The organism is Paenibacillus sp. NPDC056579, assembly GCF_042793215.1.
Taxonomy (GTDB): domain Bacteria; phylum Bacillota; class Bacilli; order Paenibacillales; family NBRC-103111; genus Paenibacillus_S.
Genome location: NZ_JBHTVD010000001.1, coordinates 1116256 through 1128899, shown reverse-complemented (window position 1 = coordinate 1128899; position 12644 = coordinate 1116256). Strand labels below are relative to the sequence as shown.

At 48.4% G+C, this 12644-nt stretch carries 10 protein-coding genes and 2 pseudogenes; 3 read left to right on the top strand and 9 right to left on the bottom strand.

The features are described 5' to 3' along the window. Positions 1-69: 69 nt before the first annotated feature. The 3 genes and pseudogenes from ACFQ88_RS05100 to ACFQ88_RS05090 all read right to left on the bottom strand — a co-directional run. Positions 70-255: pseudogene (locus ACFQ88_RS05100) on the bottom strand (short-chain dehydrogenase); the annotation flags it as partial. Positions 256-328: 73 nt separating this feature from the next. Further along, complete coding sequence (locus ACFQ88_RS05095) at positions 329-901, bottom strand: GNAT family N-acetyltransferase (protein ID WP_379452597.1); 573 nt, start codon at positions 899-901, stop codon at positions 329-331. Between the two features lie 50 nt (positions 902-951). Next, on the bottom strand, positions 952-1827 hold the full coding sequence (locus tag ACFQ88_RS05090; protein WP_379452595.1) for a LysR family transcriptional regulator: 876 nt from the start codon (positions 1825-1827) through the stop codon (positions 952-954). Between the two features lie 113 nt (positions 1828-1940). On the opposite strand from ACFQ88_RS05090, the gene ACFQ88_RS05085 reads away from it, so the two are divergent. Then, positions 1941-2120, top strand: coding sequence for a hypothetical protein (locus tag ACFQ88_RS05085; RefSeq protein WP_379452593.1), 180 nt, complete (start codon positions 1941-1943; stop codon positions 2118-2120). A gap of 37 nt (positions 2121-2157) precedes the next feature. On the opposite strand, the gene ACFQ88_RS05080 is transcribed toward ACFQ88_RS05085, so the two are convergent. After that, complete coding sequence (locus ACFQ88_RS05080; RefSeq protein ID WP_379452591.1) at positions 2158-5778, bottom strand: glycoside hydrolase family 44 protein; 3621 nt, start codon at positions 5776-5778, stop codon at positions 2158-2160. A gap of 285 nt (positions 5779-6063) precedes the next feature. On the opposite strand from ACFQ88_RS05080, the gene ACFQ88_RS05075 reads away from it, so the two are divergent. Continuing rightward, entirely contained in the window at positions 6064-6492 is a 429-nt protein-coding gene (locus tag ACFQ88_RS05075) for a cupin domain-containing protein (protein WP_379452589.1), read from the top strand. 62 nt (positions 6493-6554) lie between these two features. On the opposite strand, the gene ACFQ88_RS05070 is transcribed toward ACFQ88_RS05075, so the two are convergent. The 5 genes and pseudogenes from ACFQ88_RS05070 to ACFQ88_RS05050 form a co-directional block, all read right to left on the bottom strand. Then, the gene (locus ACFQ88_RS05070) at positions 6555-7853 is read right to left on the bottom strand and encodes an ABC transporter substrate-binding protein (RefSeq protein WP_379452587.1); all 1299 of its coding nucleotides are present in this window, start codon (positions 7851-7853) and stop codon (positions 6555-6557) included. Between the two features lie 354 nt (positions 7854-8207). Beyond that, on the bottom strand, positions 8208-8957 hold the full coding sequence (locus tag ACFQ88_RS05065) for a cell wall hydrolase (RefSeq protein WP_379452585.1): 750 nt from the start codon (positions 8955-8957) through the stop codon (positions 8208-8210). Positions 8958-9108: 151 nt separating this feature from the next. Beyond that, a complete protein-coding gene (locus tag ACFQ88_RS05060) occupies positions 9109-9555 on the bottom strand; it encodes a hypothetical protein (RefSeq protein WP_379452583.1) in 447 nt (148 codons plus the stop codon). Between the two features lie 141 nt (positions 9556-9696). After that, a pseudogene (locus ACFQ88_RS05055) lies at positions 9697-10053 on the bottom strand (ATP-binding cassette domain-containing protein); the annotation flags it as partial. 116 nt (positions 10054-10169) lie between these two features. Then, positions 10170-11042 (bottom strand): putative RNA methyltransferase, encoded by an 873-nt coding sequence (locus ACFQ88_RS05050; RefSeq protein WP_379452581.1) that lies wholly within the window; start codon positions 11040-11042, stop codon positions 10170-10172. A 427-nt stretch (positions 11043-11469) separates the two neighbouring features. Here ACFQ88_RS05050 and ACFQ88_RS05045 point away from each other — a divergent pair, with 427 nt between their 5' ends. Then, the gene (locus ACFQ88_RS05045; protein ID WP_379452579.1) at positions 11470-12633 is read left to right on the top strand and encodes a GNAT family N-acetyltransferase; all 1164 of its coding nucleotides are present in this window, start codon (positions 11470-11472) and stop codon (positions 12631-12633) included. The last annotated feature ends 11 nt before the right edge of the window (positions 12634-12644 follow it).

Genomic DNA, 12644 nt, shown 5'->3' with positions numbered 1-12644 from the left:
AAATAGATTCGTATGCGGCAGGAAATAAAATAATCAACCGGACTCCTGGAATCCGGTCGATCCTTCATCCTAAATGTATCCTTTTTCCTTTGCGTGGCGTCCCCAGTGCGGCCGGCGTCCGTCAGCGTCGCTGAATCCGTATTCGTCGGAAAAGTCCCAAGAGCTTAACAGCTGGCCGGTTTTATCCATGACATTCGGGTCCGCCGCTAGTGAAGCTACCGCCTGTCCGACGAAGAACGGCGTCTCCGAATGGAGAAAGTCCGGATCCTGCTCCCCTGCATTTCCATACGGATCAACTCCCATACTTAATGTGACCACGAAGCGCACGTTAATCAGCCTTTTTATAAACCGCCTTGATAAAGCCGCCAAAAACGTCGTGACTGTAGGTGAATCCGCGGCTCAGGTAAAAATCGAGAGCGGTATCGTTTCCATTGGACACATAAATAAAGATCAAATGAACGTCGTTAAAGCTTTCCAGCCATTCGACCGACATCTCGAACAATTTGGAGCCGAGTCCTTTATCGCGGTAGCCGTCTCGCAAGTACAGGTTGCTTAAGCAGCCGATCTTTTGCGGCAGACGAACCCACTCGGGATAAAAGCCTTTATCACGCTCAGGATCTTGTACCGGCGCCCATTCCGGTATGGAATTTTTACTTGCATCCACATAATCAATGGTGGAAAATGCATAGCCGACCGGAATCCCTGCGTCTTTTACGACAATAACCTGGCTGTCTAGAGAGCTTTCATAGCTTCGTTTCATTCTCGTATCGAAATTCATGATATCGAACGTTTCAGGAGCTATGGTAGCCGCGGATTGTTGAAAAGCCATCAGCTCGTTGCACAGCTCTCTGCACTGCTCGATATTGCCATTGTTCACCATTTCAATGGTAATGCTGCTCAACTGTCACCTACTCCTCCACACCATGGTTGTCAGAAATCGTCATCCTGCCCTCATCGTTCCGGACAAACGGATTGAATAAAAGCTCTCATTGCTTTTGAAATATATTTCTTTTCATGATACACCAACTGAACCTTGAGCACGAGCGATGGATAATGAAGCGGCAGTATCGCCAGCTGTCCATTTTCGAACTCGGGAGCGATAATCGTTTTGGGGACAAGGGATATCCCTAATCCATGCATCACATATCGTTTGATCGTTTCGAAATTCATATTATCGTACGTTTTGCTGTACTGAACATGGTTCACTCGCAGCATCGTTTCAAAGTATGATCGGCTCGTGCAATTGTCGGAGGTCATAATCATTTCTTCCCCATTCAGATCTTCCGGATACACGGCAGCTTTGGCGAGCAGCGGATGGTCCGGCTTCGCAATCCACGCGTAATCTTCCTCACGGATCGTCCGGCATACATACTCCGGCAGGTCGGTTTGATCGGTGATTATAAATCCCAAGTCGCATTCGCCTGCTTTCAGCGCCTGCAGCAACCCCATTCCGGCCACTTCCTTGATTTGAATTTGGACGGCCGGGTTCTTTTGCTTATAGACGCCTAAATAGTCGGGAAGCAGATACGACGCTAACGTGGATTTGATCCCAATGGTGAAGCTGCCGTTAGTCGCTCCGGATATAGTAATCTTCGATTCTTCGAACAGGCTGACGATCTGCGAAGCGTAACGGAGCAGCTCCAGGCCATCGGATGTAGGCTGCATTTTTTTGTTCATTCGTTCGAATATCGTAATGCTGTACTCCTGTTCAAGCTTTTGGATTTGTGAGGTTACGCTGGATTGCGCATACCCCAGCATGTCGGCGGCTTTCGTATAATTTTGCCACTTGGCGACCTCAAGCAGTGTTTTATAAAATGCGATATCCATAAAGTCTTCCTCCCAACATCAAAAAAACCGATAGTAACTATCAATAATTATAGATAACACCGAAGTAAATTACCATGTTACGATACGGCTAAAGATTTGGGAGGGACCGCTGGATGATCAACCCGTATGAATTGGAAAAGCAGTATGAGCAGCATACGAAAGAATTGGAGCATATCATGAGAACCGCTTATTTAGTGGAGAAACCAAGCAGGCCAAGACATTTTATATTACGGTGGTGGAAATCGCTGTTTGCTTCCAAAACAAAAGAAGACTCCTCCGCGGTACATCGCTAAGATGAAGTCCTCTTCCGTTCCTTGCTTGAGCTGCTTATTACTTGGCAGAAAGTACAATATGCGCTACAGTCAATTTCGGAATTGATAACATAAACTTATTGTTCTGAATATTAGCTGCGCCTTCTCTTTCGGTAATTTGCGGACTGTTCTCATCAAACGCCCACACTTTAGCCGATTGGTACTGCGTCGTCCCGCCGATGGAAAATGAAGCGTTCATTGCATGTTCGAAGTTTTTGTTGATCGCGATGATGTGCAGATTATTGTCGCTGTCATGGAAAACGGAGCTGTAGATAGAGCTGTTTTCAATATCATTGGTATCCGCTTTGACCTTGGTGTCGCCGTACTTCGAATTATTTCCGTCATAATTGTTAAAGATCTTGAAGCCAGAGGAAACATACGGAATTTGGGACAGTCTAACTGTCCCCATCATGTTCCAGTAGCTCGCCATATACAGGCCTTGCTTGCCGAATATTCCAAGGGTATCGGCCTGTGCAATGCCGCCCGAAACGTGGTGATTGCCGCCAAAATCGTATTCGGTGAACGCGATCTTCGTGCCCGGGTTGTACTTGTTCACCGATTGTTTCATAGCCGGGATCAGAGGGAGAAACTCGCTGTACCATTCGCCGATCCACGTGTTTTCGCGATAGCTCGGATCCCACATCGATCTCGGAGCTTGCACGCGCACCTTGTGTGTCTCCTCAGTATGGCTTTCGAGCGACGTGCTGTTAATTCGAATATCGTCGCCTACTTCTTCGGAGTACCAGTGAATATCCAGCACATCCAGCAGCCGGGTACCTTCTTTCCTCGATTCTCTGGCCATGTTGTCCAAGTAGTAATCCAAATACCATCGATAATTTCCTTTGATTTGTTCCCACTCCGGCTTATTGTCGACCATATAGGCATCGCTGAAGTTATAGGAAACTGGACCGAACATTTCGGCTGTCGGATCGACATGCTTGACCGCTTTCGCCAGCTCGATCGATTTGTTGAGTACTTCGACACCTTTAGGTATGTCCGGATGCATATAAGCATGCGTTTTTTTCCATAATCCCGGCTCGTTATCGATCTCATAGCCTTTAATTCCTGTAGCCGAAGAGGCAGGTCCGAACTTGTTAACCAGCAGGTTGACAAACTCGTCGTTATACGCCACATTGTCGGTCATATCCGGCGTCAAGCTGAACGGTGCGCCTTTGGCTGCCTTCACATCCACCCATCGGCTGGAAGGCGCCGTTTCCGCCGGCGTAACCGGCGTGGAAGATTTATCTTTGGCCGCATAGCCGGCGGTTGGCAGCGTCCACAGGGTGTAGGCGCCCTTGGCCAGCGATTTCTGATGGAAGCCTATAGCCGCGATCCCCGGAATGTCCCACTTGGCGCTTTCCGATACCGGAATGCCTCCATAATACCATGGCACGAACGAGTCGTTGACAAATCCATCGTCATCGCCGGAGTTCGACGCATTGTTTTCCCAATTGTAAGCAGAGAAACGGTTGCCGCCCGCTCGCCGGGCCGTAATATTCTCCGTGCCCGTCAAATCTTCATTGGCCCCATAAATGTATGGGCTGATCGGCGCTCTTTCCTCAGTCGGGTCGATTCGAAAATCGACATCGAAGGTGCCTGCAACGGTCCGCAGCGTATTGATTTTGATCGTATCGCTCCATGGGCCTAATGTTGAGCCGTCTACCGCTCTGACACGGTACGTATGCAGCGATGCCGGGGCCAGCCCGCTCTGGGTATATGACAAGGTCGTCCCTGTAGGGACTACGGCGCCATCAACCTCTATTTCATATCCGGTCACCAGCTCCTGCAGAGCTTTCCAAGTAACCTTGATCGAGCTTTCCGTCTTTTCCGCGCGAATGCCGAGAGGTGCAGGCAGCTGCTGCTCGCCTGTCGTCTTGGCTGCAAATAGCGAGCTCCAGAGGCTAGTTGCATTTCCTTTGATCGTTCGAAGCTTGAACGTATGCAATGTCCCTGGCTTCAAGTAGTCATATACAAACGTATTAGCGGTGACGGTGGTCGTAACCCCATCAGCATAGACCTCGTAGCCTGTCGCCCCCGGTACATCATCCCACTTTAACGTAATGGATGTATCTGTCGAAGAGGAATTCACTTGGGCTGGAAATGGCGGGATATCGAGGGGAGCGGGTTCCGTTCCCCATACCAACACTCCATCCTTGTAAAGGGTCGTTCTTGTAGACTCGGCGGCAGTGGACGAGTTCAAGAACGAGTAATCGTTCGTCTGGTCGAAGGACGACCAATCGCTTTTATTCATCCAGCCGCTGAACAAGAGATCGTCTCCCGGCTGAATGACGCCCGCATTATCCTTAAAGCCGATTTCCAAGTAATGCGTCGCGTTTGAAGCGGGTACCGGCATCTTCACGAAATCGGTAATAACGTTCGCCGTAGGGATGGAGCTCCACTTCACCATACTGTAAAATCCGATGGCAAACGATTTTTCTTCTTCATTAATAAAGTCTGCGGTGAAATAATATCTGATTTTCAAATTCTTCAGGTCGATGGCTGTTGTTCCCGTATTCGTCACTTTAAACTCGGGTGTGATCGAAGGCGAACTCTGGTTTTGCCCGGTCGTTGTGATAACCTTGATTGATCCTTGGCTTGCAGCCGGAGGCACTTTAGCCGCCACTTCCGAACTCCAGGCCCCAGTCACGGTGCCATTCTTCGCCCGCACTCTATACTTGTGTTCCGTATCGGGCGCAAGCCCGCTATGGACATACGAGGTGCCCGCCAAATGACTAACCGTTGTTTCATCAACCTCCACATCATAGCCCGTCGCTTGTCCTGCCGAGTCCCAAGTCACTGTAATGGAATCAGCGGCAGCTATCGCTTTCACGTTCGTCGGTACGGTTGGCACCGGCTGCGTATCGGAGTGGACGGTAAACAGTGCAGCGGAATCGTTCACCGTATAGGTCTTTGTACGATCGGGGCTGTATACGCCAATTCCCACTTTATATTGACCTGCAGGCGCATTCGCCTGGGCTGTCCACTTCACAGGGAAATGCTTCGCCTGATTGGCTGTAAACGAATCGACGAACTTTGTCAGAACCTTAGTGCCGTCAGGCTGAATGACGCTCACTTCCACCAGCGCTTCAGCATACACGTTCGCCGTGACGGAAGTGTCGATGCTCACCTCTCCGCCTGAACGCACACTGTCGGGCGCAACCGCTGCGCCGGTCGTGAAGCTAACCGATGGAGTACCTTTCTTCACGGTAATCTTAGTAACTCCGGGGTACCACTTGTTGATATGGCCTCCCCAGCCCGCTCCGAAAATGCCGAAGCTTACGATATATTCTCCTTCCGGCAATTGCTCTGGAACACGCCATTGGAATGGAACGGTTTTCTCCACTCCCGCTGTGAGCTTAATGTTGTCTTGAAACAGCTGACCGACATTCTGTAAGGAGGAATTGAAAAATTCAACATCCATTAATACGTCTGCACTTTCCGAAGCCTTGACGCTCACAAACACATCAGCCTTGGAGCCGGCTTCAACAGAGGCTGGATCCGCTTTTGCAGATACAGAGAAATCGATTGCCGCCTGGGCGGACGGTACCGGGATAAAGAAGGTAAACGTGTGAAACAGCAGCAGGAAAGCCATGCCTAAAGCTAATCTAACCTTTCTGCGGGTAACTATCGATGCATTCATATTGCGTTCTCCTTTTTCGTGCATTCGCCAAATTGCAAGTTTAGTAAGTTTTCTTTCGATCATTGCAGCTGATGGGCGGTCATCCCTCCCTTCCGTTTCAAATACCAGGATCGTCTTGTCGTTTCCCCCTCTCCAGTCAGCGCACCAACCAGTATGACAGCTTCTGCCAAAAATCTATAGTGTCCCAAAGTATACTTTCACGATCCAAAAGGATACCGGTCGGCATTATTTAAGCATGCGTAAGCCGATTCGCTAATATTTTGTTCATAGGGAGGTGCAGAGAAAATGGATTCAGAACGTACGTGCAGGCTTGTTCGAGCCAATCGAACTTATCATGGAAAGCAAGGCTTGGATTACGGGGAAGCGATATCGAAGGAAAGCGTCGGCTCTCAAGCCATATGCATGCTTCTGGTGACAATACCGCCGGGGCAAAGAGCGCAAGCCCATCTCCATGAAAACCATGAAACGGCCATTTACATGCTGCGGGGAACGTCCGCCATGTGGTATGGCGATAAGCTGGAGCTGCATATGGAGCTCGAGGAAGGGGATTTTCTGTATATTCCCGCTGGAATGCCTCATCTCCCTTACAATCCAAGCGAATCCGAAACTTGTACCGCTCTTATCGCCCGTACGGATCCGAATGAGCAGGAGAGCGTCCTTCTGCTCCCCGAGCTTGATGCCTTGTGGCGGCAGCAAAGACTATCGGAGGATTAATTGCATGAACATCAAAAAAGATTCAGTCCGCTAAGGGCTGAATCTTTCTTCATGGTTAAACGTTATTTTTGCTTGATTTGCGGCATGATCTTGACGATTTCCTCTTCCGCTTCCCGAAGCGCAGTGTTCACGTCTTTTTTGCCTGCTACGGTGTCCGCCACTTTGGCATTGAAGATTTTGCGAACATCCGCGTGGGCGGAGTACATGGAGCTTGGTTTGTAAGGCGCGATTTGACCTTTGTAGATCGCCTGCACGTTTTTGCCCTTCAGGAACTCCATCTCGGCGCCGAAGGAATCTTTAACGGCTTTGCTTGCCAATACAGGATAATATCCGTATTTCTTGGCCATCACCGTCTGAACTTCATCCGAGGTCAGCACGGAGACGACTTTCATGGCATCGTCCTGATTTTTGCTTACTTTGTTCACGCCTATGTACATCGTATCGCCCAAGCCTTTAAGCCCTTCGTAGCCTTTATAGCTCGGCAGCTGCACCATATCCCAGTTCAAGCCGTTCTTGGTTGCTTCCTGCAGCGAAGGCATTACGTTGGAAATGACCATCGCGGTATTTTTGTCCTTCACGAATGCGTTGACCACATCGGCAAAAGCCGTGCCTTTCGGCTCATTCCCCGGTATCGACATCAGACTGGCATATAGGGTCAGCAGCTGCTTCCATTGGTCATTATTAATAGTAGGCGCATCGGTATTGGCATCCAACAGATCAATCGGCACTCCGCCTTTCATAGCGAAAATACTCTGAGGATGCAGCCCTTTATACTGGAAGCCTGCATCGGATTTGGTCACCTGCTTGGCCAGGCTGACGATATCCTCCCACAGCATGCCGTCCTTCGGATAAGAAACAGCAAATTTATCGAAAATATCTTTATTGTAATACAAAGCGGTTGGACTGCTGTATAAAGGGAAGGCAACCGTCTTGCCATCCACTTTGTTTCTTTCCAGAAAAGCGGGATCGAACTTGCTGATATCGATATTCTCTTTCTTAATCAGCGGGCCCATATCCTGTGTCAATCCAAGCGTAGAATATGACCGGACATCGTTGGAAATGGTGAATACGTCCGGGAATTCTCCGGAGGCTACCAGTTCTTCCGGATTGCTGCCTTTGCCTCTGACCACTTGCTCCAAAGTAATATGAGGATACTTCTTCTTCACAGGCTCGACGAATAACTGCTGCCATTGGTCATCGGACACGGCTACCCATTGATAAATTTTAATGGTTACAGGCTTTGCCTCGGCTTGCGCCCCGCCTGGATTCGCGCTTTCCTGCACCTGCTTCCCGCCTGAACAGGCAGCAAGCATACTTAATGCCGTTAATGAAGTCAGAACAACCGATAGTCTCTTTTTCAAACCATACATCCCCCTTATCGTTCGTATAAAGCGCGGTTTATCCATTCCATGTGTAAACACACCGCTTCATAGCAACGCTTATCAACTACAAGCGCTTTATGTTGGTGTTTTGATTATAGCAAAGCGGACACTCGGATTCTTTATTCAGATTGCGTTCAATTATCAATATATTGCTATGTTTGCGGCTTGCTTTGGATCGAATGAGATAAGGAATGAAAATCCGGTATCCTTTGTTTGAATTCGAGATACCGGCTTAGGGGGATGATTCAGAGGTATATAAACTATTAGCATGATTCGTGGAGAGGATGTAAAGACTAACCAATAAGACGAAGGAGTAAGGGGGCAATCCCCTTCTTATTTATAAAACGTGTGGTCACCTATTTTAACTGTTACTTTAGCTTTCTTGTTAGGTACATGTGCCGCGCTCTTTAACTCGGCAAAATATAAGGATCCGTTCGTTGGATCGCTGCCATTCAATGCCTCCTCAACCGCTCGTATGGCCGATTGAGTAGCAGGCTTTTTGATGGAACCGTTCTTGACAGGGGAAAATTGGTATACCTTTCCGTTATTGGCGTTAATCACTTCTTTCACCGTTTTCGGAAATTTACCTGATTCCGTCCTGTTTAAAACTACGGCAGCTACCGCCACTTGACCTAAATAGGGCTGATTTCTCGCTTCAGCTGTAACAAGCCTTGCAAGTAACTCCTTATCACTGTCTGAAATACTCTTCTTTTCAGTCGTTGGGCTTGGTTTAGGAGTTTCCAACTTCGGAGGAGGAGTAGGCTCAGGCTTTGCCGGCGCAGGCTGTTCAGGCGGTTTAGGCGCTTCTGCTACCGGTGCGGCGGCAGGCGCTGCGCTTAGGACCATAACCTTTTTTTCCTTTTCCAGCGTAAGCCTCATCTCATCGCTCAACGAGTTGTCAACCTTATTTCCGCTTTCCTTCTGAATAAACGTACTGCTAGGCAATGACACTTCGGAAATTGCTTGCTTATTCACAACCATCATTCTTTTATCTGCATGCGTTGCATTTGCAGGAACGATAAGGAAGACGGAAATGATTCCGGTCAGCAGGGTAGCACTTGCCGCTGCTGCTGGCTTTCTCATTCTATCACTCCGTTTCGTTGAACCACACTTTATCTATTTAAAGTAATAATTAACGATTTGTCTCTAGTGTATTGCTGGTTCTATTGGTAGTATTTTTGCAATTCGGCACTTATTTCGATCCATTCTATGGATTCGGACCCTGTATTTCCCGCTAATCCAATTCTTGCATAATGGGATGCTCGTCCAAATAACCGAAACGCTGCAGCTCCTTAAGCTCCATCATGATATGGTCTGCATCATCATTTGACACCTCGTACAGATCGCTTAACGTATTCCCTTCGTGCTGTTTCAAATAAACCAACATCCCCTTGGCAGCCCAGGACAGGCGGCTGTCGCCATAATCGCCCAGTATATCGCGGAACACTCTGAGCGGTATCACTCTTTTTTCAACTAAGCTTTGAAGTGCCTCCGACGTTTGCTTGGAGCTCATTCGGCCTATGCCGGCGATATCCGCTACCGTTGGATGAGAGGCTCCGCTTTGGAGCATACTGCTCAGGACAATGCACACCATTTGCTCGTATACATTTAATTCCGGTACTTTGAAAATTTCTGAGATTGTAAAGGGCTGGGGGTGATTTGCGTGCGATACGTTAGACACCATCTAAGTCCTCCTTACAAAGAAGAGTTACTTTCTATATTCGAGATCAAATGAATATAAGGGTCCGTCGGAATCAAAATTGCATCGAGGCAAAAAAAAGGAAACGGCACATACCGTCCCCTTTTTTCCTCACAAAAACGACTATCTTAGCAGCTTCACCTGCTGCTGCTCGATGACGTAAACATGATCCGCTACCCGGTCAACAAACGTCCGGTCATGCGATACGAGAAGCACAGTCCCTTCATAAGCCTTCAAGAAGCGTTCCAGTGCTTCCCTGCAGTAAATGTCCAGGAAATTGGTCGGCTCATCCAATACCAGCACATTGTACCTGCCCAGAAACAGCTGACACAAAACCAGTCGAATCGCTTCCCCGCCGCTGATCTGCCGGACGTTCTTTTTCAAATCGTTTCCGGCAAATCCCATCGCATGCAGCGCAGAGCGGATTTTGCTTTCCTCGTGATCGCTTCGTTCATTTATATAGTCAAGGACCGGCCGTTCTATATCCAATACGGTACGTTCTGAGAACGATAGCTCTATATTTACTAGTTCTATACATACTTTTTCCATAGTCCACTACCTCCAATTCGCGTGCAGTTTGAATCTTGTATTGCCATCTATTGATTGCAGCCGACCAAAACCTCCAAGTCGACCGTGATCTCGACTTCCTCTTGATTGATAAACGCAGTGACCCTGTTGCTGTCAGCAGACCAGGAGAGCGGCGTCATATGAACCAACGAGTCGAGCGTCTCCTTGCTCAGCTTTCGCGTATACTTTACCGGAACGACATCCAACAGCTGAAAATGCTGCTTAAACAAAGTCACGGTTTCTGTATTTCTATAAACCGGTTTATTGCTGTTCGGGAATAGCGCCTCGCGCAGTTCTCTCAAATAATGAGCCCGAGGAACGACTTTCATGACAAGTCCGCCGCGAGCCAATATTCTCTTGCACTCGCTGTAGTTCGACGGAGATAAAATGGTGAGAAGCGCATCCATTGACTGGTCATTGAAAGGTGTTTTCGCCAAGTCGCCTACTAGCCAAATCGGGCTTTCATGCCGTTTCGATGCCATCAGCACCGCTTCCTTGGATAGATCAAGACCAATTCCTGTAATGTCTCGGTCCTGACAACCGTCTATAATCATTTGCAAATGAGAGCCTTCTCCACAGCCTAAATCCGCCATAGTGAACCGGCGTGCTGAAGCATCTGTGTGCTCCATTACTACTTCCGCAACCGTCTCATGCAAGGCAGTGAATAAGCCGGTTTCCGTAATGATGCGGTGTCTTGCTTCAAATAATGATTTCGTGTACGGGCTGCTTACAGGCCTCGTCATGAAGTTCAGATACCCTTGCTTTGCGAAGTCAAAGGTGTGTTTTTTGCCGCACACCAGACTTTTTAGATCGACAACTCTCAATTCACTGTGGCAGATCGGGCATCGGAATGAAGACAATAGCTCGCTCATTTGTCCCGCTTTTTTTAGCTGTTTGGTCATGTTATCCCTTCCTTTCGCAACAAAAAAAATCACAGGCTATTTGCCTGTGATTCAGAGTAAAGGGAAGAAGACCCATCTTTTATTAGATGAGGATGATGTCGTTATAGCCGTTACCCAATAAACCTCCCTTTCACGTAAAAGGGAAGCAATAATCTACATAAAAAAAGAAAGGCAGAATATCCGCCTTTCTTCACAATACAAAAATGTATTAAAATGAAGATTATGAGAAATGGGCAGACTGATCCCGTTTACTCTGTTTACAGCAACAGAGCCTTTGAACGTATGAAATTAACGGTTCAAAGTTGGAATACGAAGTCTGACATAATAGATCACTCATAATCCTCCTTACAGTTACAGATTTACGTTTATTATAGTACTCTTTGTAACTATAGTCAAAAACTCATTATTGGAAGGAGAAGCACACCACTTGCGTTTAGAATGTTCGCAGGCTCCCATGGCCGAGCTTTATGATTGTGAAACATCCCATCGGATCCCTTTTCCCGACACGTCTGAAGGACGTCGAGCGGCGGAGCTGCTTCTTCCGTGGCTTGAGCATTCAGCGACCCGTTATGTGGCGAATGTAACAACGAGTCTATATGTGCTTCGCCTTGGCGATATGCTCTTTCCAGTGACCGTCAACGTCAATGAATACGAGAACAGCTATGTATGCTCCCCCTTCACTCACTACATTACTTACGCTAAGGAAGAGCTGTATAAGCTAAATCACCCGCTTCTTGAATCCTTATTGGGTCGGCTGCTGGACGGCATCGGCTGCCTGTTGAAGGCGGGACGAATGAACCAAACCGTACAAGTGAATAACGGGCTGCTCTCTACGAATTTGTATCTGAAGCAGGTCCCTGCTCAGCTATCGGAAGGCTTACGGATGTTACAAGCTGCTTTTCCCGGACATACGATTCTTTTCCGTTCGCTGGTCCCCAGCTTGAATGCAGATTGGATCGACGCTCTCCGTCTGGAAGGCTCCCGCTTCGTCCCGAGCCGGCAAGTGTACCTGTATGCAGCTCCCAATGCAAAAGCAAGGTGGCTAATCAAGCGCGACCGTCAATTGTTGAGCAAGAACGGATACGATGTGATAGCGGGTGATAAATTAGATGTAGCCGATATTCCCCGGCTTAAGGCTTTATACGACCTGCTTTATCTCGAGAAGCATTCCCGGTGTAATCCTTGGTTTACGGAAGCGTTTTTCTCGCAGGCACTTCTATCCGGGACACTGTCGATTTACGCGCTGCGGCATGCGGCAACCGGAAGACTCGATGCGGTTCTCGGATTTTACGTGAAAGAAGGTGTCATGACAACGCCGGTCTTCGGCTATGATACCTCCCTGCCGCGCGAGCTTGGATTGTACCGGATGCTGTCCGCTGTGCTCATCAGTCTGTCCGAGCAGAACGGCTGGAGGCTGCACGAGAGCTCGGGCGCTCCCGAATTTAAGCGAAACCGCGGTGCTGTGCCGGATATCGAGTACAGTGCCGTTCTGGACGCACACTTGCCATGGACTCGCAGGCTTGGCTGGTATGTGCTCGACCGGCTGCTCAACCGGATCGGCGTTCCGCTGATGAGAAAATGGAAGCTATGATCCAGTTATTC